The sequence below is a fragment of the Exiguobacterium sp. N5 genome (assembly GCF_025842465.1).
GTDB lineage: Bacteria > Bacillota > Bacilli > Exiguobacteriales > Exiguobacteriaceae > Exiguobacterium > Exiguobacterium profundum.
Window position 1 is genome coordinate 956,738 of the sequence record NZ_JAPAEP010000001.1, and the last position, 22,597, is coordinate 979,334.

26 protein-coding genes are annotated in these 22,597 nt (G+C 47.6%); 10 read left to right on the forward strand and 16 right to left on the reverse strand.

Translation table 11 applies throughout. The annotated features are described in order from the left end of the window. Positions 1 to 18: 18 nt before the first annotated feature. Complete coding sequence (gene xerD / locus OKS35_RS04950; protein WP_167365518.1) at positions 19 to 903, reverse strand: site-specific tyrosine recombinase XerD; 885 nt, start codon at positions 901 to 903, stop codon at positions 19 to 21. A 226-nt stretch (positions 904 to 1,129) separates the two neighbouring features. Between xerD and OKS35_RS04955 the strand changes: the two genes are divergently transcribed. From OKS35_RS04955 to OKS35_RS04970, 4 genes are read left to right on the forward strand one after another with little or no spacing between them, the layout of a single operon-like run. Then, entirely contained in the window at positions 1,130 to 2,140 is a 1,011-nt protein-coding gene (locus OKS35_RS04955; protein ID WP_264092605.1) for an ROK family protein, read from the forward strand. Next, positions 2,137 to 3,306 carry an MFS transporter gene (locus OKS35_RS04960; protein WP_159562419.1) on the forward strand — a complete coding sequence of 390 codons (1,170 nt, stop codon included), beginning with the start codon at positions 2,137 to 2,139 and terminating at the stop codon, positions 3,304 to 3,306. Before OKS35_RS04955 ends, OKS35_RS04960 begins: the two co-directional genes overlap by 4 nt. Continuing rightward, positions 3,303 to 3,683: a VOC family protein gene (locus OKS35_RS04965; RefSeq protein ID WP_264092606.1), complete on the forward strand. Its 381-nt coding sequence runs from the start codon at positions 3,303 to 3,305 to the stop codon at positions 3,681 to 3,683. The genes OKS35_RS04960 and OKS35_RS04965 overlap by 4 nt, the downstream gene beginning before the upstream one ends. A gap of 19 nt (positions 3,684 to 3,702) precedes the next feature. Next, on the forward strand, positions 3,703 to 4,539 hold the full coding sequence (locus tag OKS35_RS04970; protein ID WP_264092607.1) for a Cof-type HAD-IIB family hydrolase: 837 nt from the start codon (positions 3,703 to 3,705) through the stop codon (positions 4,537 to 4,539). Positions 4,540 to 4,581: 42 nt separating this feature from the next. Here OKS35_RS04970 and OKS35_RS04975 read toward each other — a convergent pair whose 3' ends face one another. Beyond that, positions 4,582 to 5,061, reverse strand: coding sequence for a Fur family transcriptional regulator (locus OKS35_RS04975; RefSeq protein ID WP_012726507.1), 480 nt, complete (start codon positions 5,059 to 5,061; stop codon positions 4,582 to 4,584). Between the two features lie 112 nt (positions 5,062 to 5,173). Further along, complete coding sequence (locus tag OKS35_RS04980; protein WP_214781384.1) at positions 5,174 to 5,704, reverse strand: NUDIX domain-containing protein; 531 nt, start codon at positions 5,702 to 5,704, stop codon at positions 5,174 to 5,176. Positions 5,705 to 5,776: 72 nt separating this feature from the next. On the opposite strand from OKS35_RS04980, the gene OKS35_RS04985 reads away from it, so the two are divergent. Next, positions 5,777 to 6,607 carry an aldo/keto reductase gene (locus tag OKS35_RS04985; protein WP_214781387.1) on the forward strand — a complete coding sequence of 277 codons (831 nt, stop codon included), beginning with the start codon at positions 5,777 to 5,779 and terminating at the stop codon, positions 6,605 to 6,607. A gap of 5 nt (positions 6,608 to 6,612) precedes the next feature. Here OKS35_RS04985 and OKS35_RS04990 read toward each other — a convergent pair whose 3' ends face one another. Further along, positions 6,613 to 7,161, reverse strand: coding sequence for a PadR family transcriptional regulator (locus OKS35_RS04990; protein ID WP_264092608.1), 549 nt, complete (start codon positions 7,159 to 7,161; stop codon positions 6,613 to 6,615). 123 nt (positions 7,162 to 7,284) lie between these two features. Between OKS35_RS04990 and OKS35_RS04995 the strand changes: the two genes are divergently transcribed. Together OKS35_RS04995 and OKS35_RS05000 are read left to right on the forward strand one after the other, a co-directional pair. Beyond that, the gene (locus OKS35_RS04995) at positions 7,285 to 7,599 is read left to right on the forward strand and encodes a thioredoxin family protein (RefSeq protein ID WP_012726511.1); all 315 of its coding nucleotides are present in this window, start codon (positions 7,285 to 7,287) and stop codon (positions 7,597 to 7,599) included. Positions 7,600 to 7,701: 102 nt separating this feature from the next. Beyond that, a complete protein-coding gene (locus OKS35_RS05000; RefSeq protein ID WP_214781389.1) occupies positions 7,702 to 8,055 on the forward strand; it encodes a hypothetical protein in 354 nt (117 codons plus the stop codon). A 13-nt stretch (positions 8,056 to 8,068) separates the two neighbouring features. Here OKS35_RS05000 and OKS35_RS05005 read toward each other — a convergent pair whose 3' ends face one another. The 9 genes from OKS35_RS05005 to OKS35_RS05045 all read right to left on the reverse strand — a co-directional run bounded on the left by OKS35_RS05005 (position 8,069) and on the right by OKS35_RS05045 (position 16,363). Next, a complete protein-coding gene (locus tag OKS35_RS05005) occupies positions 8,069 to 8,995 on the reverse strand; it encodes an NAD(P)/FAD-dependent oxidoreductase (protein ID WP_264092609.1) in 927 nt (308 codons plus the stop codon). Further along, a complete protein-coding gene (locus OKS35_RS05010; protein WP_012726514.1) occupies positions 8,992 to 9,573 on the reverse strand; it encodes a CDP-alcohol phosphatidyltransferase family protein in 582 nt (193 codons plus the stop codon). Before OKS35_RS05010 ends, OKS35_RS05005 begins: the two co-directional genes overlap by 4 nt. Before the next feature lies 1 nt (position 9,574). Beyond that, positions 9,575 to 10,453, reverse strand: coding sequence for an ABC transporter ATP-binding protein (locus OKS35_RS05015; protein WP_074036787.1), 879 nt, complete (start codon positions 10,451 to 10,453; stop codon positions 9,575 to 9,577). After that, positions 10,450 to 11,157: an ABC transporter permease subunit gene (locus tag OKS35_RS05020; RefSeq protein ID WP_214781393.1), complete on the reverse strand. Its 708-nt coding sequence runs from the start codon at positions 11,155 to 11,157 to the stop codon at positions 10,450 to 10,452. Before OKS35_RS05020 ends, OKS35_RS05015 begins: the two co-directional genes overlap by 4 nt. Then, positions 11,154 to 11,927: an ABC transporter permease gene (locus OKS35_RS05025; RefSeq protein WP_264092610.1), complete on the reverse strand. Its 774-nt coding sequence runs from the start codon at positions 11,925 to 11,927 to the stop codon at positions 11,154 to 11,156. The genes OKS35_RS05020 and OKS35_RS05025 overlap by 4 nt, the downstream gene beginning before the upstream one ends. After that, positions 11,914 to 13,089: an ABC transporter substrate-binding protein gene (locus tag OKS35_RS05030; RefSeq protein ID WP_214690792.1), complete on the reverse strand. Its 1,176-nt coding sequence runs from the start codon at positions 13,087 to 13,089 to the stop codon at positions 11,914 to 11,916. Before OKS35_RS05030 ends, OKS35_RS05025 begins: the two co-directional genes overlap by 14 nt. 14 nt (positions 13,090 to 13,103) lie before the next feature. Further along, the gene (locus OKS35_RS05035) at positions 13,104 to 13,847 is read right to left on the reverse strand and encodes an SDR family NAD(P)-dependent oxidoreductase (protein ID WP_215243851.1); all 744 of its coding nucleotides are present in this window, start codon (positions 13,845 to 13,847) and stop codon (positions 13,104 to 13,106) included. After that, on the reverse strand, positions 13,844 to 14,818 hold the full coding sequence (locus OKS35_RS05040; RefSeq protein WP_264092611.1) for an MBL fold metallo-hydrolase: 975 nt from the start codon (positions 14,816 to 14,818) through the stop codon (positions 13,844 to 13,846). Before OKS35_RS05040 ends, OKS35_RS05035 begins: the two co-directional genes overlap by 4 nt. Positions 14,819 to 14,926: 108 nt before the next feature. Further along, positions 14,927 to 16,363, reverse strand: coding sequence for an NADP-dependent glyceraldehyde-3-phosphate dehydrogenase (locus OKS35_RS05045; protein WP_264092612.1), 1,437 nt, complete (start codon positions 16,361 to 16,363; stop codon positions 14,927 to 14,929). A gap of 222 nt (positions 16,364 to 16,585) precedes the next feature. On the opposite strand from OKS35_RS05045, the gene OKS35_RS05050 reads away from it, so the two are divergent. Beyond that, positions 16,586 to 17,467: a chemotaxis protein CheV gene (locus OKS35_RS05050; protein WP_074036778.1), complete on the forward strand. Its 882-nt coding sequence runs from the start codon at positions 16,586 to 16,588 to the stop codon at positions 17,465 to 17,467. A 35-nt stretch (positions 17,468 to 17,502) separates the two neighbouring features. On the opposite strand, the gene OKS35_RS05055 is transcribed toward OKS35_RS05050, so the two are convergent. Next, positions 17,503 to 17,865 carry an Hpt domain-containing protein gene (locus tag OKS35_RS05055; RefSeq protein WP_230872919.1) on the reverse strand — a complete coding sequence of 121 codons (363 nt, stop codon included), beginning with the start codon at positions 17,863 to 17,865 and terminating at the stop codon, positions 17,503 to 17,505. Between the two features lie 156 nt (positions 17,866 to 18,021). Here OKS35_RS05055 and OKS35_RS05060 point away from each other — a divergent pair, with 156 nt between their 5' ends. Next, positions 18,022 to 18,957, forward strand: a complete 936-nt coding sequence (locus OKS35_RS05060) for a magnesium transporter CorA family protein (protein WP_012726524.1) — start codon at positions 18,022 to 18,024, stop codon at positions 18,955 to 18,957. Between the two features lie 37 nt (positions 18,958 to 18,994). Here the strand turns inward: OKS35_RS05060 and OKS35_RS05065 are convergent, their stop codons facing one another. Continuing rightward, complete coding sequence (locus OKS35_RS05065) at positions 18,995 to 20,107, reverse strand: PP2C family protein-serine/threonine phosphatase (RefSeq protein ID WP_074036772.1); 1,113 nt, start codon at positions 20,105 to 20,107, stop codon at positions 18,995 to 18,997. Positions 20,108 to 20,251: 144 nt separating this feature from the next. Here OKS35_RS05065 and ytzI point away from each other — a divergent pair, with 144 nt between their 5' ends. Further along, positions 20,252 to 20,443 (forward strand): YtzI protein, encoded by a 192-nt coding sequence (ytzI, locus tag OKS35_RS05070; RefSeq protein WP_074036770.1) that lies wholly within the window; start codon positions 20,252 to 20,254, stop codon positions 20,441 to 20,443. A 14-nt stretch (positions 20,444 to 20,457) separates the two neighbouring features. Here the strand turns inward: ytzI and OKS35_RS05075 are convergent, their stop codons facing one another. Next, positions 20,458 to 22,584 (reverse strand): DNA topoisomerase III, encoded by a 2,127-nt coding sequence (locus OKS35_RS05075; RefSeq protein WP_214690788.1) that lies wholly within the window; start codon positions 22,582 to 22,584, stop codon positions 20,458 to 20,460. Between the last annotated feature and the right edge of the window lie 13 nt (positions 22,585 to 22,597).

Sequence of the window (22,597 nt, forward strand, 5' to 3'; positions counted from 1 at the left end):
ATTCCTCCTTTTCGGTGTCTAGGCACGAGGGTGATGCTTACGATACACATCATGCAATCGTGATTTGTTGACGTGTGTATACACTTGCGTCGTCGCTAAATCCGCATGACCGAGCATCTGTTGAATGGCGCGTAAATCCGCACCGTTCTCGAGAAGGTGTGTCGCAAAAGAATGACGGAGTACGTGCGGTGTGATTTCTTTGTCAATTCCAGCAAGTTTGGCTCGTCGTTTGATCATCTTCCAAAATCCTTGGCGACTGAGCCGTCCTCCTCTGCCGTTTAAAAAGAGCGCTTCGGTCTCTCTGCCGCCAAGTCCGTTACGAGCTTGTTGGATGTAACGCTCGACAAAACTTTGGGCAACCGAGGATACCGGAATGATTCGTGCGCGCTCGCCTTTCCCTTCACATTGTAGATACCCCAATTCGAACTGCAAATCATCCAAATCCAAACCTAAAAGTTCACTGACCCGCATCCCTGTCCCGTAAAGCAATTCAAGCATGGCTCGGTCTCGTAACGAGAGCGGGTCCGACGTCGGGACGCTGTCCAACAGACGTTCAACTTCCGCTTGTGACCATGTATCCGGAAGTTGCTTTTCTGCTTTTGGAGATTCTAGGTAAAGAGACGGATCGGTCGTCGTGACTCCGGTCATTTTGAGATGATGATGAAACATCCGGATCGAACTGACAGCTCGTCTTAATGAGGACGAGGCACGCCCCGCCTGTGACAGTTCTTCGATATGTTTGACGATATGCGAACGTGTCACTTCATTCCACTCTTCTACCCCAAGTTGGGTCAAGGTCGATGCGTACTGCGTCAAATCGCTCGCATACGCCTGTCTCGTATTCGCGGACATCCGCTTTTCAACTGTCATGTATTGAAGAAATGACTCGATATGCGAACGCATCATACCCTCCTCCTTCCTTGTTTCACCTGAATACGCTTACAGCATATCACTTATGTAAACTGTTGTGAAGATGTCTGACCTCATTTTTTATTCACTTTTTTGTGAACGTTTACGTGATAAAAATACATCTCAGAATTCTTATTTTTCTGGCATCTTCAAATGAGAAACGTTATACTACAAATAACTTATTAAAATATTTTAAAAAGTGGATAGGAGTTGAATCGTGATGAAAGATCCGCAACATGAATTACTAGTCGACATCCGAAAGCAAATTGCCCTACACAACGTTTCGACAATTTCCGAGTTGAGTAAGGCCACACACGTTTCATTCCCTACCGTTAAGAAGATGATTGATGACATGATTGAACACGGTGAAGTCATCGAACACGGTCAACTTGCCCCAAGAGGAGGAAGACCCGCAAAAAGTTATAAATACAATCCAACATTCCGATGTTGCCTGACCCTATATATCGAAGCGAGCGAGATTCACTATCGCTTGATTGACTGTCAAACTCAGAATGTTGAAGAAGGTGTAACTTTAGTCTCAGGCACGCATTTAGAGACGTTAGGCAAACTCGTCGATACATTCGATGAGCACACAATAAAAATCGGTGCCATCTCTGTCGGCGTCGCCGCTGCAGTCGATACGGGTCGAATTGTTTTCGCCCCAGAATATCCATCACTGGCGCATTTAGATTTGAAGAACTGGTTGATGGAACGAACTGGACTTCCGGTCGTCATTGAAAATGATATGAATGCCGCCGTCTATGGATTTTCCATACGAGATGAGACCACAACACATCAGTCCATCGTCTATCTCGGCCTCGGAAAGAATGGTCCAGGTGCTGGTATCTTGCTCGATGGACATGTCGCTCGCGGACAATCCGGGTTTAGTGGTGAAGTTTCATTTCTTCCGCTTTATGATGATGCAACTTTCTTTGACCGCATAAAAAACAAGCCTTATGGACCACATGTTCTGAAAAAAGAAGAAATCGATGCATTAGGACGGCTCGTCGCTACATTTGCTGCGACACTAAACCCACACACATTCATCTTTTCAGACGTCGACCTCATTACTGACGATCTGTCTCACATCGACCGCGCATGCGAACGATATCTTCCCTCTCGTCACCTTCCTCGTCTACGGATTGGGGAATGGGAAGAGGATTACTTTTCCGGACTGGCTCGCCTCGGCATTGAATTGATGCTCGAAACGATTCCGCGAGGTGACGTATGACGATTGTTTTGTTGGCCGTGATCTATCTCGCATTTATCAGCCTTGGTCTTCCGGATGCCCTCATCGGTGTCGGGTGGCCACTTATGCATCAAGAATTCTCCGCACCCGTATCGATGGTCGGATGGATTTTTATGACGATTGCTGGTGGAACGATTCTTTCGAGTCTACTGAGCGGTAAACTATTGAAACATTTTGACACGAAACAAGTCACGTTCGGTTCGACATTACTCACAGCGCTCTGTCTGTTCGGATTCTACTCTGCTCCTTCAATCGGTTGGCTATTCGTATTCGCCATCCCGCTCGGTCTAGGTGCCGGTGCCGTCGATGCCGCTCTGAATCATTACGTTGCCGAACATTACGAAGCACATCATATGAACTGGCTACACTGCTTTTGGGGAATCGGCGCGACCGGGGGACCACTCGTCATGGCGGGTGTATTAACAGAGGATGGATGGCGTGACGGCTATTTGATTATCGCCGCCGTTCAGTTCAGTTTAGCTCTCGTATTGTGGTTGTCTTTCCCACTTTGGAAACAGAAAGAGGATTCCACTGCACATCCTCAAGAAACAGCCGTCACGACACTCGATCGCAAGCTACCGACCGGAGTGTCCTATGCATTGGCCACATTTCTACTTTACTGCGGGGTTGAAGCGTTGATTGGGTTATGGACGAGCAGTTATCTTGTGCAGATGAAACAGTTTTCCATTGCGACGGCTGCGGCATGGGTGTCCATCTACTACGGTAGTATCACAATTGGACGGTTTGTGAGCGGATTCCTCTCGTTCCGTTTCACGAACAAACAGATGATCCGGATGGGACAAATACTCGCCCTTGTCGGAAGCATCCTCTTCTTCATCCCAATCTCCGCGACGATGCTCGTCGGCTTGATGCTGATTGGCTTCGGATTGGCTCCGATTTATCCAAGTATGCTTCACGATACGCCGAATCGGTTTGGCTCGGCACAATCGAAACGTTTGATGGGGTTTCAAATGGCATTCGCCTACTCAGGGAGTACGTTTCTCCCCCCGTTATTCGGATTAATCGTGTCTATGACGTCACTCCGTTTTTTACCGTTTGTGGTCATCCTGATCATGACCGGGATGCTCTTCAATACAGAACGGTTGAATCAAATGATTAGACGAACATCAGAGGAGGATTCTATATGAGAATTGAACATGTCGCCCTTTGGGTAAACGATATCGGAAACATGCGCAGGTTTTACGAAGTCTATTTTGATGCACAGTCAAATGATAAATATGAAAACGAGAAGAAACAGTTTGAATCGTACTTTTTAACGTTTCGAGGTTCACGTTGCCGACTCGAACTGATGAGACGACCTCACCTTAAAGAACATCCGAAAGAATCGGCCGGGTATGCACATCTCGCCTTTTCACTCGGAAGTAAACACGCGGTAGATGCCTTGACGGAACGCTTTCAACTTGATGGATACACACACGTTGACGGTCCACGGACGACCGGTGATGGTTATTACGAAAGCGTCATCCTTGATCCGGAAGGCAACATCATCGAATTGACAATCTAAACAGAAGGAGACAACACACATGATCCAGGCAATTTTACTTGATTTAGACGGAACGCTGTTAAATGACGAGAAAATCATCACGGAACAGACGAAGCGCACGCTACTTGCATTGCAAGAGCAAGGTGTCAAAGTGGTGCTTGCGTCAGGACGTCCAAAGCGAGGGATGATTCGCTATGCACAAGAGTTGAAATTGAACGAGTTCGGCGGGTTGATTGTCTCTTCTAATGGAGCATGTGTCACGGACGCTTCTACAGGCGACACGCTTTTTGAACAAGCAATGCAAATCGAGGATGTTCGCTCAATCTTAAAGCACTTAGAGCACTACGAGGTCATCCCAATGATTAACGATGATACGTATATGTATGTGCGCGAGGTTTTCGAGGGACAACTTGAAGTGAATGGAAAATTGATTAACATCATCGAATATGAATCGAGAGGCGGTCAGTTCCAATTGCGAGAAGAACCGAACTTAATCGAGATTATCGACTTCCCCGTCCATAAGATTCTCGTTGCTGGCGAGCCTTCATACTTACGAGAGAATGCAACTGCATTAGCTGGCCCTTTCACAGGTCGGGTCACGAGTATGTTCACAGCGGCGATGTATTATGAATTCACCGATTTCGGCATTGATAAGGCGAAGGCGCTGCGTCACGTCTTCGAGGAGTTGTGTATCGATCGTGACCACGTCATCGCTTTCGGAGATGGTCATAACGACCGTTCAATCATTGAATACGCAGGAATTGGGATTGCCATGGGAAATGCCGTCGATGCATTGATCGACATTGCGAGTGAGGTCACGACATCAAACAACGACGATGGGATCTCGAAGATTCTTGAGCGATATATCACACATTGAAAAAGGACAGATGACCTGTTGGGGTCGTCTGTCCTTTCTGCATTAACCGTTGATGACTGCTTTATGACCTTCGAGTGTGACGCCTTTTGCTTGGCATACTTTACAGATACCGTGAAACGTCAAGCGATGGTCTTTAATCAAAAATTCGTATTTACTCTCGACTTTTTTCTCAACATCGACGAGCAAGTCTTCCATGATTTCCTCGACCGAGCCGCATTCGACACAGACGAGATGGTGGTGCGAATGGTTCGCCCCTTCTGGACGTAAGTCAAAGCGTGCAACTCCGTCACCGAAGTTGACTTTATCGACCACGCCGAGCTCTGTCAATAATTCTAATGTGCGATAAACCGTTGCGAGTCCAATTTCTGGTGCGATGCTTTTCACGAGCATGAAGACGTTCTCCGCACTTAAATGGTCACTCTCATTCTCAAGTAAGATACGTACCGTCGATTCACGTTGTGGTGTTAATTTATATCCTTTGGCGCTCAATTGCTGTTTAATTCGTTCAATTCGCGTTTCCATAAGGCGCCCCCTCTTTACATAGTTCACTACTGAAAGCATACCGAAGTTTTACTCAATTTTCAATTTAAAATCATTACTATGTAAGTTTATCATATAAGTACTTAGATTAGAATTATTTCAATCTAGACAATTGCCACCATTGGATTGCCATAATTGTCTTGGCGTCGGTAATGATGCCTCGGTCCAGTAAATCGACGGCTTCATCAAATGAGTATCGTTTCACATTTAAAAATTCATCTTCGTCTAAATTCATCTCACCGGCAGATAACCCTTTTGCGACATATACATCGACCCGCTCACTGCAGAACCCAGGTGCCCCGTAGAAAGAAAAAATCTTTTCAAACGATTCCGCCGTGTAGCCCGTCTCCTCTTCGAGCTCGCGCTCGGCACTCGCCATCGGCTCTTCGCCTTTTTCCAACTTACCGGCTGGAATCTCAAGCGACATCGATTCAAACGCTTTTCGGTACTGCTCCACCATGACGATGTTGTCCGATTCATCAATGACGAGTACAGCGACGGCTCCGTTATGATAGACGAGTTCACGTACAGACGTGTTTCCGTTCGGAAGGGAAACGACATGCTTTTCCACATCGAAGATTTTGCCTTGATAAATGACTTCCCGCTCAATCGTTTTTTCTTCCATATGATTACTCCTCACTTTTCGATATACTCTGATTATGAGTCAAACCTACATTTCGAACAAGGAGGAATCCAAATGAGTGAACTCGGACTCGGAACGATGACGATTTTGAAACATGGGGAGAAAGAGGCAAAGAATATCCTGGAAACGGCCATTCAATCGGGGATTCGCCATATCGATACGGCAGACGTCTATGAACGACAAGCTGTCGAGCGTGTGATTGGGGAAACGTTGGGTCAAGAGCGACAACACTTATTTTTGGCGAGTAAAGGTGGCAACGAATTGACTGAGGAGGGCATGCGTTGGAATCCTGATCCGTCCTATTTAGAGGAAGCATTGCACGGATCGCTCGAGCGATTGAAAACCGATTACCTGGATTTATATTATATACATGGCGGCACGCTCGAGGATGACCTCGACGCAACGATTGAATGGGCACAAAAACAAAAACGAGATGGTCTAATCCGACAAATCGGACTCTCGTCGATTCGTCCGAACGTCATCAACCATTGGGTCAAATCCGGTGCTCTCGATGTTCTCATGACACCGTATTCCCTACTCGACCGCCGGGCAGAGACGCTCAACATTTCAATCCCCATCGTTGGTCGAGGGGTTCTTGCCAAAGGCCTATTAACGGATGAATGGGAGACTCGTCTCGGAGATAAGGGATTTGAGACGTGGCGAAAAGAGGAACTCGCAAGTGAATTGGCGATGATGCCGACACCGATTCAAGCCTATGCACTCGAAGCTGCAAAACGGTTCTGTGACGTCGTCTTACCAGGCGCCTCTTCAGTCAAGCAATTGAACGAAACGATTCGTTCATTTGAGACCAAAACCGATGATGAAGTGCTTGATCGCTTACTCGCTCGTTTACCGGTTCACCCATACACAAAACACGTGACCTGATCCGCTCAGGTCACGTGTTTTTCGTTGCGTGCTTGAATCTGTTCGATCGCCCAATCCGCCCATCCGGCATAGTTCTCCATCATTCGGATCGCATACTCGCTCGTCAGCAAATAGCCAAGTGTATCCTCGTCCGATTGATGTTCTTCTTGAAATAGTCGAATCTGTTGTGCGACCTGCTCATGGTGTGCCTTTGTCTCTTCGATATATCGGACCGCTTCTTCAACCGGCAACAATTGGAGCAGACTGACACGCAGGAGGTTTTCATCCTTCATTTTCGGTTGGAACGACGTTGGTTGACGTAACCAATTGATTAACTCTTCTCGTCCTCGATCCGTGATGGAGTATATTTTTTTGTCTGGCAACTCCTGTTGTGAGACATGTTCCGCCGAAACGAGTGCCTCTTCTTCCATCTTTAACAGTTCCCGATAAATCTGTGTATGATGGGCGTTCCAAAAATGAATCATCTGCGCCTTGAACGTCGCGTTCAAGGCGTACCCGGTCGCAGGCTGATGGGTCAATAACCCGAGCAATGCGTGACGTAACGCCATATCCATCACCTTTTCCTTCTCATGCTATTTTTAATAGTGTATCACATTCTCAAATGGTTTCGAGAATGCCAATCTGTTGACGACCCGTTAAAAACCCGACAAAATAGATAGAAGAAAGGAGAGTTGTCTATGCAACCGATTCATTCATCACAACAATTTGACGAAGCCACAAAAGATCATGGAATGGTGGTCTTCACTACATCATGGTGCCCGGACTGTAAACGTCTGGACATGTATGTCGATGAGCTTGTCAAAGACTATCCACAATTTAACTGGCACGTCGTCGACCGCGACGAACTCCCAGAGCTATCTGATGCACAAGAAGTTCGCGGCATCCCTTCACTTCTTTACTATAAAGACGGGGTAAAACAAGAACACCTCCACTCGGCGAACGCCAAGACGGAGATGCAAATCCGTTCTTTCCTCGATACGATCCAAGCATGACCTGATTCCTGCAGCCCATTCGACTGCAGGATTTTTTTGTACACACCTCTGTCATCCTCGATTATACTGTAAGAAATAACCAAATGAGAAAGGGAAACAATCATGACGTTTACACGCCTTTTCACTCCACTCTGTTTTACCATATTGATGTTGGTCGGCTGCATACAACCATCCACGTCACCATCCATGCCGTCTGATGACGAGACGGCTATCATAAAAAGTGCTGTTACCTATCTACAAAATAAGAATTGGCTACCAACCGATGAAAACGGGAAACAGGCTACGATTCAATCCATTACAGTCGATGATCGTTATGACTTAGTCGATGATCGGTTTGAAGGAACACGTGCCTGGCTCGTCACGTTCCCCCCTGATCCACAGCGTACGGTCGAGATTCCACAAGTACTCGTTGAATCGGAATCGAACGACGTGATTGGTCATCTTTTAAGCGAATAACGTGAACCTCCGACTACTTGTAATGCCGAACATACCGCGAGTCAATCCACCGCTTCATATAATATGGAATCCGACCATGCCATGTAAACTTTCCATATGTTAGCAAGGCGCGCCCTGGTGTCGTCAGTAAGATATTCATCGATTGACGTCTCCGAAATGGTCGACTTGTTTCCTCTAGTAACCGTTTGCCGACATAGCGCCCTGACCTAACAGCATCGACGCCTCCATTTAAGGAGGATGCCATATCTCCTGTTACATATATATTTGTAAAATGATGATGACGTAAATATTTGTCTACCTCTATAAAACTCTCAGGTTTTGCAAGCCCTGATTCAGTCCACCATTCCACGGGAACAACCCCCGTCGCATCCAATAAAAGCCCTTCCGATGTGTCTGCATGAAACGCCTGTTTGACGACCATGACCCCTGTTCTGACCAACAATCGCTCGATGTGCTTTCTAGTATGGACCGAGACGTCTGGTAATATCTCTTTTGCATACAGTGACACATTTTTTGTTCGAGCACACGTGAACGCCAATTCTACGCCGGCCTTCCCGCCTCCGACGATGGTCACTTGTGAACTCGATTCGATTTGGTCGAGTAAAGCTTGTGACATCGGTTTAAGTGGCGTGCCGATTCCCCGACTTTTCGCACCGGTGGCTAAAACGAGTTGATCGTATTCAAACATTCCGTTTTCTGTTTGAACCGTCTGCTGAATCGGGTCAATCGAGAGCACCCGCTTTGCGACCGGCTCTAGTTGAGGTGATCGGACCGTAGCTGAATCCATGAGCCCGGCAATCACTTGTGGAAACGCACCTGTATAAATCGTCTGGCAGTCTCCAATGAAGCGAACATCATAATGTTTGCATATCTCCTCAATACGATCGAGAATTTCTAGCTGTCCGTGTCCAAGTCCGGCCAACACCAACTTCGGTTTCATCGCAAAATCCTCCGCGCCTCAATGAATCGTTGTGTGATTGTCATGACTTCAAGCAATAAAAAGATAAGAGCAATCCCGCCGACCCAGTTCGGGAAGAGAATCATCAACGTGAACAAAATGAAGCACTCTGTTCGCTCGATAATTCCTGGCTGATAGTAAAACGTCTTCTCTGAGCGCTTTGAACTACTCGCACCGACAGCTAGGAACAGTGTCATGGCGATCACAAATGAAGCAATCAGAATGAGAAAAATAGGCATATATTCCGGGTAACGAAGGGCAAGGGCAATCACGACCGACAATTCGACGAATCGGTCCAAGACGAGGTCAAGCACCGTTCCAAACCCACTCGTTTTCGACTTTCGAGCCATCGTCCCATCTAAAACATCAAACAAGCCAGATAGCCACAGTAAGATGACGGCAGTCCAGTGCATATCATTATAGATAAAGATTCCGGTCGAGATTCCGATGATTCCTCCAAGTACTGTCACTTCGTTCGGCGTGAAATTCCATTTGAGCAACCGATTCGCTCCACGCTCGATGACCGGTTGAACGTAACGACTTCCGTATGTATCGAGCATACTATTCCTCCTTTCGTTTAATTCGATAAATCATTCCAGTTTGGTACGTTTCACACGTCGGTAACATGACGGATCGTCCATCCTTGAACTGATATTCCCCGAAACATTGACCGAATCGATAAATTTTCTTCATCAACTGAACCGACACACCAGTCGCTTCGGATACCTCCACCTCAGACAACGGTCGCAGTTCTCCATCGAGCATGACAAAGTCACCGAATCCAGGGGCCGTATCGTATAACTCCGCAACCGTCCCCGTACGTGTCACCTTGCCTTCATCAATCAGCGTCACCTGGTCTGCCATGAGCATCGCTTCTTCCCGATCATGAGTGACCAATACCGCCGTCAAGTTGAGTTCTTTCACTAAGTCCCGGATAAAACGCTGCAAGTCGAGCTTGAGTTTGGGATCAAGGTTTGTAAAGGGTTCATCTAATAACAGTAGTTCTGGTTCAGCAGCTAAAGCTCGGGCAAGACTGACCCGTTGTTGTTCGCCACCAGACAGTTCGTGTATCTCGGCATCATATCGGTCACCGAGTTGAACGACTCGTAGCCAATGTTCGGCTTGCTTACGAGAACGCTCTCGAGTCACGAGCGTGACATTCTCTCCGACTGTCAAATGTGGGAACAATAAAGCCGTTTGCGATAGCATCGTCACGCGCCGTTTATGCGCAGGGATAGGGATTAAAGAACGGTGATTCCATTTCACGTCGCCGCTGTCAGTCGACTCAAGACCTGCGATGATTCGTAGAATCGTCGATTTCCCTGAACCACTCACACCGACGATTGCGTGAATGTCGTGAGGTTTAACCTCGAAGTCGACACCATTTAGTATTTGTTTCGTTCCAAATTGTTTATATAGATTTTGTACATTCAAACTCATTGAAGACGTCCTTTCAGCATACGCACCATATACCGATCCCATCCTGAGAGCAGGAAATAGAGGAGAACGGGGAATAGGATGAGCATCCATGTGTTCGAGAGAGCTAGACCACGATTGTTTCCCGCATAAGATTGATACAATTCTGTCGTCACGGTCGGAATCAATCCCGCACCAATCAACTGGATCAGCGCAAATTGACTGAGCAAAATGACGGTCGTGAACAACGCGATGGTCCGCATCAATCTAGAAAAGAGCGGATACAGCACGTACATGACTCGCCGTCTCGATGGCAGAATCCGAGCTTGTTCCAAAAGTGGTCGACCGATGACCGCCATTCCGTTGTAGGCGAGGCGGATTGAATAGGGAATCGTCACGACGAGCAGAGCAAGGGTGACGCCGACATACGTCCCAATCAGACCGGCTTCCGCCAAGATCAGATAGAGGCCAAACAATGTGGCCAGCATCGGAATGAACAATGGTAAAAAGACGAGCCATTCGATGACATGTTTCCATCTAGAATCTGTCCACAATAGCCACCAGGCACACATCATCGAGAGCCACACATTGATCCCAGATAAAATCACAATCAATCCTATCGTATGAACGATTGCCATGTTGTTCTCGATTTCAAATGTCGGGACTACGAAAAAGAGGCTGATAAACGGTATGAACGTCAAACAGATGAGAAGCCCTTGTCGAATCATCGTCTCACCCCACGTTCAATTCGTCGTCGTATGGATGCGGTCAATACGTAAGATAGGAATACGCCGATTCCGACAAGACATGTCCAGACGAGGGCGACCGCATAAGGCTCTGTCGCCTCTAAATAGAGTCCAGTCGACAGTCGTTCATACGCGAGGACACCGATAAGTTTCGGGTAAGTCACGCCGAGCAATGCCGGGACCTCATATGCGAACGAGATAAAGGCGATTAAAATCCATGCCGAATCGAGTAATGGTTTCATCAGAAACGGCAACTCCCCATGTTTGAATTGGTCAAACGGAGAGAGTTGGAGCGTCTTCGCCATCTCGACGTAACCCCGATTCAATTGCTCATATGTCCCGAGCATCATTAAAAAGACGAACGGTGTCTCCTTCCATATATAGGTCAGGATGACCGTGACATAGTTTCGTTCGTTCGCCTCAATCCATCCGATGCCGTTCATTCCGGTGAACAATAACCAAAACAGGTATGCAGCGGCAATGTGAGGGACAAACATCGGAAGTCGGAGTACAGATGATAGGAAACGCCAACCTTTTTGGACGACCGTTCTTGCAAGCCACGTCCCGATTACAAGCGATAGACCGGTCGATACGCTGACGACATAAATCGTCGTGAAGAAACTATCGCGCCACGTCTCATTTGTTAAAAGCGAGCCCCAATCCGTTCCCATTGACTCTATGGCGAGAAAGACGAGAGCAGTGAGAGGAAGAAGCGACATCATGATCGTCACTGCGACACTACTTCGCAACACGTGGCCACTCCTCGCGGACGGTGTCAATCACGTTCGGTCCATAATCCGGAATCGAACGTTCGAGCAACTGCTCCGAATCTGGGTACGTGACACCCTCCCCTAATTCTTCAAACGCTCGTTGGTCATTCACGTCAAGCTTCGTTAAGTCGAGTGATGTGCCGTCTCCCCAATATTCTGGTCCTTGTTTGACAAGCTGTGCTTCAGGAGACAACAGTTCTTGAAGAAGGACTAACGCCCCATCTGGATTCGGGGCATTGAATGGGACTGCTAAAAAGTGTGTCGAGGCAATGGAGTGATCGAGGACGAGCGCGCGTGTCTCTTTCGGGAAAATCCCTTCCGTCACCTCCGCCTCGGCTCGACGTTCGTTGAATCCCATCGTCATCCAAACTTCTCCCGATGCATAGAGCTGATCGAGTTGTTCGAGCGTCTTTGGATACGTTTGTCCGTCTTTCCACAAATTCGGAGACCACGCTTTCAAGTCATCCCAGAACGAATCCTCAATGGTCGCTTTTTGGTCCAACTCGTCACCGTATCGTTCATACAATAGATGGCGGACGAAGGCATTCCCGGTGAAATCTGTGACTTCAGGATACGTGAATCGACCTGGATTGTCTTCAGTCCAGCGACGTAATTCTTCAAACGATTGCGGAGGATTGTCCACTTTCGAAGCATCGTAATGCATGATGAATTGTACATTCCCCCATGCGAGCTCCAAGTCCTCTGTCGGGGTGCCAGCATCTGATTGCTGGGCCGTTTCGTTTAATAACTCGGCGTTCGGGACACGTTCCATCAGTCCGTCTCGAAGAAGACCAGCCTCTTTCGCATTTCGGAAATTATCGCCATTGATCCAGACGGCATCAATCGTCCCGACTTGTCTGTCCGCTTTTTTATCGAGTGATAATTGTCGAATGAATTCTGCCGTATCCATTGCGACACGGTTCAATTCGACATTGTAAGATTCCTCGAGGCGAGGTGCCACGTAGTCATCGATGTAGCTGTTGATGCCCTCGTCCCCACCCCACATATATAGGTTGACGGTCGACCCTTCTGCCGTCGTCGCTGCTTTTTCAAACGAGTCCGAAAACTCAACTGCCTGTTCACTCCCACACGCTGCCACGAATGTTAGCATGACAGTTGCGAGCAGTACTCTCCATTTCCTCATCATAATCCCCCTTTTTACTTTTTCTCAAATCCCCGTTTTGCGAGCATTTCGAACATGGTTGGACAGATTGCATACACATTCGCCCCTACGTTCATCCACCACGGCGCATTGATTTCACGTTTTCGCTTACGACTTCCTCTGACAATCGCATCAGCCAATTGTTTCGGGTCAAGCATGATCCTTTGAACACTTTCAGCATATGTACCACTTTTATCAGCTCGATTAAAGAACGGCGTTGCAATCGGTCCTGGATTGACCGTCATTACGTGAATGCCACGGGGCTTCAACTCTAGCCTGAGCGCGTTCGAAAACTGTAAAAGTGCCGCCTTTGACCCTGCGTAGACGGCTGACTTAGGTGTCGGTACTTTCGCAGCCTGTGAACAGATGTTGACAATGATACCCTCTCGCTCCATCACGCGGGCGACATCTCGCGATAACAGCATCGGTGCGAGAGCGTTCACACGCATCGTTTCTTCTATCACATCCGTCGACTGATCGGTCACAAAATCAAATTCGGCCATGCCTGCATTGTTGACCCATACGTCAAATTTCCCGAACCGTTCGCTCACATCATGAACGAGAGCGGTTGACTTTGCGACATCCGCGCACATCCAATCCCCTTCACATGTTGCGGCAATCTTTTTTAACCGTTCTTCATTTCTTCCAATCAACAATACGTTGTATCCATGTTCATAAAAAGAATGCGCCAATGCGGCACCGAGCCCGCTTGACGCACCAGTAATGACTACTCGTTTCACGACATCACTTCTTTCTTCGTATAAATCCATTTTTGATCATCTCGACGTCTCTCGATGTCGCCACGTTCCTCGAGTAAACTGAGTCGTGCAAACACTTCACTGAAGACGAGCGGCATCCCACGTCGCATCTTTCGTCCATATAACTTCATTGACCAATCAAAAACGCTAAGTCCATCTTCCCATTCGGCAAGCAATTGTTCACTGCGCTCATACCGTTGGCGAATCCGACACTCGATTAAATCATTCGGATGGTGAATCGGTTCACCGTGTCCACTGACGACGAGCTTTAAATCAATCCCGCGTAATTTTTTTAGCGAATCGATATAGAGAATGACGGGTGATGCAAATCCTTCGTCATCATACGGCTGTTCGATGAGCGGATTTGGTTCGACCTTGTCGATGAGGTGATCTCCGGCAATCAAGACTCCTCCGGGACCAATCAACCCGAGCTGGTCACTGGCGTGTCCAGGTAAATGGATCGTCTGCCACGCCCCATCCGAGGTCAATGCTTGCCCGTCCCCAAACGTCATCGTGACAGTCGTCGGACCAATCCAGCGAAGCGCTTCGCGATAGTCTGGTAATTTTTCCACGAGTGGAGCCGGGGCCCCGAAAGAGACGGCCAATTCATGTAAAAAGTGATTGCCACGCTTCAAAAAGTTTGGGGTTTGCTCTAAGTATCGAACGAGCTTTTCATGCCCGTACACGGGGATGGACGCGTCGCGAAGACGCCATGCTTGTCCGGCATGATCAGCATGATGATGTGTCAAAAATAAAAAGTCGATATCCGCCAACGAGAGTTCAAGCTCTTCAAGTTGACGGTTCAACGAGGTCCACGCCTCTTCTGTGTCTGGTCCACAATCGACCATGAAGAAGCGGTTCATATGTTCAACGATATATACGTTCACGTTCCCGACTTCGAACGGTGTCGGGATATCGAGTCTTGCCAGTTGGCTAGAAATCCAGTCCGCCATGTCATCACCACCCCTTCTTCCTGTCTTTCTCCATTATACCCGTCTGAAAGATGCGTTTTCAATCAAACAAAAAAGAGGGAGATGTCTCTCCCTCATGAATGATTCATATTATAGGTTGATGACCGTCACTTTATCACGTGTCATCGTCTCAAGGCTACGTCCGATTCCTTGAACACCGAGTCCCGATTGCTTGACACCGATGAATGGGAAGTGGTCTGGACCGCGTTCTGTCCGTCCGTTCACTTGGACCGTACCGACTTCTAACTTATCAGCGACCGTGAAGGCGCTATTGACGTTTTGTGTGAAGACGCTCGCCTGAAGACCAAACTCCGATTCATTCGTGAGTGCGATCATCTCGTCGAGTGATTTCACACGGATGACCGGGAGGACCGGTCCGAACGGTTCTTCCCATGCGACACGCATATCTGTCGTCACATGATCAAGCAATGTCGGGTGAAGCAAGTTTCCTTCACGCTTATTACCGTAAACGACCGTTGCCTTTTTATTGACGGCGTCGTCAATCAAACCCTTTACATAATCCGTCGTCTTCGCATCAACTAAAGGAACGATGAAGCTGTTCTCTTCCGGTGAACCGACTGAAAGTTTTGCGACACGTTCTTTCAACATATCGACGAGCTCATCCGCTTGATTTTCAAGGACGAAGACGCGCTTGATTGCTGTACAACGTTGACCTGAATATGAGAACGCTCCGCTGACAATTTGGTCAGCTGCTAACGTCAAGTCTGCATCCTCTAAAACGAGGGCTGGGTCTTTCCCGCCGAGTTCGAGTACGACCGGTACCATCGACGCTTGTTGTGACAAATGTTGACCCGTACCCGTTCCACCTGTGAACGTGATCATGTCGATCCCTGGGTGTGATGTCAAGTAGTCACCGATGACCGAACCGCGACCTGTCACGAGGTTCAACAGACCTTTTGGAAGACCGGCATCGTGAAGAGCCTCGACCATCTTGATCCCACTGATTGCACCTTGCGTCGCTGGTTTGAAGACTACCGCATTTCCTGTGACGAGCGCCGGCGCAATCTTAGCAGCTGCCAAGTTTACCGGGTAGTTGAACGGTGAAATCGCGAGGATGACACCGAGCGCTTCTTTCTTGATGATGGCCATCTTGTTTTTCGAGCCACCTGGGAATGAATCACCTTGCATGAAGCCGCCATTGAAGCGAATTCCTTCTTCTGCCGTATAACGAATGATTTCCGCCGTCCGTACGACTTCCTTCTTCGCGTCGTTCAAGTTTTTCCCGACTTCTCGCATGATGATTTGACCAATCTCATCCACGCGTTCTTCGAGTTTTTCTGCCCATGCATACAATAATTCAGCGCGCTTGTTGACCGGAAGCGCCGCCCATTCTTGTTGTGCACGTTTTGCGCCATGGATGGCTTCATCGACTTCATCGCGTGACATCGCTTGAACGCGACCTACGACTTCGTCTTTATATGGTGAAACGAGTTCAATCGTTTCGTTGCTTGAAGATTCCTGCCATTGACCATTCAATAAATATGGATATGTGTTCATACTCATCATCTCTATCTGCCTCCTGAGTAAGCTGTAATATCTCGTTGCCAACCCCATTGTATGCAGATTTTTTTGCATTGGACAACTATAACGATTCAGTTTATGAGATGTAAACGGTTACTATGAAACTTTTTGTGAATTCTGATGAGAGTTGACACTATTTTTACTGTAGATTTATCGATTGGATACCGATAGTAAAGATGAGAGTACGTGAAATAGGAGGGACTACCATTGAGCACTGATCATAATATTTTACTTGAAGCAGGAACGAACGAACTTGAAATCGTCATTTTCCAAGCTGGACCGTTCTTGTTCGGCATCAATGTCATGAAAGTACGTGAAATTATCACGATGCTTCCATTGACGCCACTCCCAGGTACGCCTGAAGCCATCATGGGATTAATCGAGCTGCGCGGTGAAGTCATGACCGTCATCGACCTTCCGATGGTCATCAGCCATCCGCGTGAAGTCGGAAGTGATGATCGTTTGATTGTCTGTGAGTTCAACGGTGAGAAGTCGGTTCTTCGTGTCGACCAGGTAACCGAGATCAAACGCATCTCTTGGGAACAAATTGATACCCCATCCGATCTCGCACGTGGTGTTCAAGGCATTACAAACGGTGTCGTCAAAACAGGTGACCAGATGATCATCTTGCTCGATTATGAGCGAATCGCGCTCGAGTTGTCACGTAAGGACATCATGGCTCGCGAATCTGTGAAGCGACTCGGCGCTCGTGAGCGCTCGAACAAAAACATTTGGCTAGCTGAAGATTCAGAAATGCTCCGCACATTGATCCTCGACACGTTGGATGACGCGGGGTACTTCAATACGACTGTCTTCAATAACGGGAAAGAGGCACTCGATGCGTTTGAACAAGAAGGTGCCGAGTGTGACCTCCTCATCACCGACATTGAGATGCCACAGATGGATGGACTTCATTTGACGAAGCGTCTTCGTGAGATGGACCAATACGCAACACTTCCAATCATCATCTTCTCGTCACTCATTTCAGATGACTTGAAACATAAAGGGGAAGCCGTCGGTGCGAACGCTCAAATCACGAAACCAGAAATCGGAATGTTGATTGCGACGCTCGATGAATTTGTAGGATAATAAAAAAGTTTGCGACTTCTCCGTCGCAAACTTTTTTATGTGAATTGTTCAAAATGCGTATTCCATTCGGTTAAAAATCGCTTACTATGCGATTCGATGGTTGCCAATGTTTCGGTCGCTCCATCTAGATGTGCATTTTCTCCAGCCACTTCAAGGTCGTGGAAAAGAAGCGCCGTCTGTTCTAGACCAACTGAATAGGAGGCCCCTTTCAATAAATGGGCGAGTTGCTCGACGCGAGAATAATCTTTCGACTCGACTGCCGATTGAAGTTCAGGATACTTCGCCTCGAACTGCTGGATATATGTGGTTGCAATTTTATTTAAGAACTCAATGTTTCCGTTTGCGATTTGGTGAAGCTCTGCTAGTTTTTCTTCATTGAACAGAGCGTCTTCGGGCATTCTAGTCAATATAACCCCTCCTCAATAAACGATATTCCAATCGTTCCCTCTCACTGTAACACGTTTTCGAGAGAAAACAAAAAAACTCCTGCTTTGGATTGCACTCTTCATTTTGGCTACCTATAATAAGATTGAGTTAAGGTAGGAGGAAGATGCATGCTGACGATTTACCGTACTGACGCATCAGGCCATGTGGATGAAATCGAAGACTTTGATAAAGGAAGCTGGATCCAACTCGTGAACCCGACAAAAGATGAGGCCGATCAAGTCATCGAGGCGTCCGGCATTCCAGAAGACTTTGTATATGACCCACTTGATATCGAAGAGAAACCACGTTTTGAAAAAGATGATGAAGGACTTCTCATGATCATCGACGTTCCGTATGTGGAGGAAGATGATACAGGTCGCACGTATAATACGATCCCGCTCGGTATCATCGTGACCGGACGACATTTCATTACCGTCTGCTCGCGAGATCTCGACGTGTTGAATTTGTTCGCTAACGGGAAGGCAAGACTGTTCCGAACAAACTATCGTAGTCGCTTCGTCTTTCAGATTTTACATCGTGTGAGCATGACGTATTTGCGCTTCTTGCGTCAAATCGACCGAAGAATGGACGAACTCGAGCAAGAGTTGCAGCGTTCCATGCGAAACCAAGAGATTTTCCAGTTGATGAACCTTCAAAAATCTCTCGTCTACTTCATGACTTCGTTAAAAGCGAATGATAGCGTCTTGGACCGAATCGTCAAGACACCGAGTTTGGAGAAGCATGAAGAGGACGAAGAACTACTCGAAGACGTTTTTGTCGAACACCGACAAGCGATGGAAATGGCATCGATTTATAACGACATCATCAGCATCAAGATGGAGGCATTCGGATCCATCATTTCGAACAATGTTAACTTCGTCATGAAATTCTTGGCATCCATCACGATTGTCCTCAGCATCCCGACAATGATATCTGGAATTTTTGGGATGAACGTTCAAGTTCCATGGGAAGGACAACCGTTCGGATTCATCATGGCCATCACGATGATGATTGGATTTTCCGGTCTCGCCTTCTATATCCTTTGGCGAAAGCGATATTTCTAGCAAAAAAGAGCCTGACGCACGTTGCGTCAGGCTCTTTTCATGTGATTTTGACCGTGACGAGACATAGGTCGTCTTCAATTTCAATCTTTGGCACAAGCTGTTCAGCGACGTGACGACTATAGTCAAGACCATATGTGGAAACGTCCTTTTCTAGCCATCGAATCCCATCATCGATATCTTTGCTGTAACACTCCATGAGTCCATCCGTATACATATGAAGCGTCATATTCGGTGTGATGTCAATCTCTTTGGATTCATAATTCGGTTCCTCGAACATACCGACTGGTACCCCTGTCGTCTCAAGACGACAGTTTCCTTCTTCTGACGTCACGATGACAGGCGGATGACCCGCATTCACATATTCGATTCGACGTTTTGTCGTGTCGATGTAGCAATAGACCGCCGTGAAGTAGCTGTGCATATCGTCACCCGAGAAGAGGAACGTCATCTGACGGTTCAACTCCGTCATGACGTCTACCGGATATTGCACGTTCCCGACAAGCCCCGGTAGGATTGAACGGATTCCCATCGTGATGAGCGCCGATGAGACCCCATGTCCCATGACATCAAAGATGATGACCCCGTATCGGTCCGGTGCGACCTGAAACCACGCGTACATGTCTCCGGCTAGTTTTTTAGAAGGCAGATAGAGCGCACGAACATCAATCTCTTCATTACTGATTGGTGGCGTAAGCGCACTCTGTTGAATCTTTTGGGCAAGGTCCAAATCATACTGTAGACGGGCCTCATAAATTTTCCGTTCATCAACAGCCGCCTTATAACGGAGGGCAGAACGGATTCGTGCGAGTAATTCTGTTATTTTGATTGGTTTGGTCGTGTAATCTGACGCCTCCGCATCGAGTCCCTCGGCAATCTGCTTCTCTTCCGTTCGTCCGGAAACCATGATGACCGGCAACTCTTCAAAGTCAGCCATCTGCCGAATCCGTTTGCACGTCTCGATTCCTGAAATCCCAGGCATTTCGACATCCAACAGGACGAGATCATACAGCGATGCGGCTTGTGGGGCCATCAGTAAATCGAGCGCTTCTTCCCCACTCGAGACCGATACCGTCTCATAGTCGTGCTGGTGAAGCAGTTGCTCAAGTACGAGCGTATTGACCGGTTCATCATCCACAATCAAAATCGCCATGACTATCCCTTCCTTCTCTACGTAGTAATCTATATCGTATTGTACCATATCTTTTCACTCGCACACGACATAACCGTCTATTCATTCTAGTTGAAGAACCTGTCCACTGTTTGGCATACTGAAGAGAGAAAGTGAGGGGTTCATATGGCCTGGATATTCGCCGTAAGCGGTTTAATTATTTTACTCGTCCTCATCGCATCCATCGTCGTCATCCAAAAAGGATACGCCTATAAAGACAATAAAGACGACATCGTGCTCGACTATGACGAAATCAATCGTCGCATTGAAGATGACAAGAAGAGAGAAAAGACTGACCAGACAGAAGGGCCGCTCTAATGCGCGACCCTTTTTTATTTGAATTCAAATCGAAGTATACCTTTTTCTAAATACAATGAGGCATTGAATGTCTTGTCTCCCTTTTTAAACGTATGGACGTTCGACTGCCCGCCATTGATCATTTGCTTCAACTCATCTTTGACGAGTCCGACGCCAAGCACTTGTTTGGAGACGGTGAAGCGACATCCTTCCCGATAACCGCTGCACCCGATGAACTTTGGATGTTCGACAAGCCCTTTCCCACAATTCGGACAGACACCAAATGATGCCTTCGGTCGAGTCGTTCCTTTCTTGCCATAACGTTTCGCCTCAATCGTATAGCCCTCTGGATTAGCCGCCTCTACTCGCGATTTCGCTTCTTCGACCAAATGAACGGACATCTTCTTCGCTTGTTCAATGAATTCGGCAGCGGATGCCGATGCTTGACCGATCTCATGGAGTCGCTTCTCCCATTTCGCCGTCATGGCGGGTGATGCCAAAATACTATCTCCGAGGACATCAATCAACAGGCGACCCTTGTCTGTTGGAACAAGCTCTTTTTTCTGAAGTTGGACATAGCCTCGCTTCTTCAATCCATCGATGATGTTGGCACGTGTAGCCTCAGTCCCAAGACCCTCTACTTCTTTCATGATATGAATCAGCTCTTCGTCATCGAGTTGTTTCCCGGCGACTTTCATCGCCATAATGAGCGCGCCCTCCGTATATCGCTTCGGTGGCTCTGTCTGTTTCGACAACACTTCAACTTTCTTCTCTTTTAATTCTTCACCGACCATCATCGCAGGAAGCTCGACATCTTTTGATTTCATCTCAACGACTTGTCGATAGCCAGGACTCACAACGACGGTTCCTTTTGCTCGATACAAGTCGCTTCCATCAATCAAATCAACCGTTGTCTTCTCGAGCATCGCTGCGGGTGCAAAGGCCGCAAGGAAGCGTCGATTGATCAAATCATACAGTTTCGCATCATCCCCACCGAGTCGAGTGATGTCACCACATGCCTCCGTCGGGATAATTGCGTAGTGGTCACTGACTTTCTTGGCATTGACATAGCGTCGATTTTTCGACGGGTCCTCAGTCAAAAGGTCACGAAGTCCGGCATAGGCTTCGGACTTTAGCAGTCTTGCCTTTGTCTGTGGAAATAGCGTTGCCTCATCTGGTGTGACAAATCCCGAATCGGTCCGAGGGTAACTAATCCACCCTTTCGTATATAACTTTTGAGCGATATCAAGTGTCTTTTTCGCTCCGAATCCGAAGCGTTTCCCTGCCTCCGCTTGTAATCCGGATAGACTGAACCAAAATGGCGGTTGCTCAATTTTTTCTTCTTTGTCGATTGTCTTCACAATCGCAGTTCCAGATGCGCGTTTGACGACCGCATCAGCTTCCTCACGCGTTTTGAGCTTTGTTGTCTTTCCAAACGTGTACTTCGCTTTGAACGTGCCTCGACCTTTTGCAAGTGTCGCCTCGACTTCGAAGTATGGTTCTGGCACGAATTGTTTGATTTCTCGTTCGCGATTGACGATTAAGGCAAGAGTCGGGGTTTGCACACGACCGAGCGAGAATACGTCTTCTATCCCAATCGTCTTCAACAACGTCGTATAGGCACGAGACGCATTCATCCCAACGAGCCAGTCCGCACAGGCGCGGCTCATCGCCTCATGGTAGTATGGAATCGTCTGTTCACCTGGCAACAGTTGCGAGAATCCACGATCGACTGCTTGCTCCGTCAAACTCGAGATCCATAGTCGAGCAAGCGGTTTTTTGTTACCTGCGAGTCGGAGGATCAGACGAACGATTGCTTCCCCTTCCCTTTCGGCATCCGATGCGATGATGACATCAGTAATCGAGCGATCATGGAGCCATTTTTTGATGGCATAGAACGGTTTCGACTTCCCTTTTGAAATACGATAATCAAATCGTTCTGGGACAATCGGAAGTGAATCGTACTTCCACGACTTCCATTCTGGTCGATAGTGCGACGGTTCTTGAAGTTCACAAAGGTGACCGACCGCCCATACAACAATCGCCCCTTCCGGGAAACGGGGACAAGGTGAGATTTCAATCTCGTCTTTTCGCTTTTTTGATGGGTAGGGAGCAGCCAACTTTTGAGCTTGTGATGGCTTTTCCGCAATGATTAGTCTCATAAGAACTCCTTAC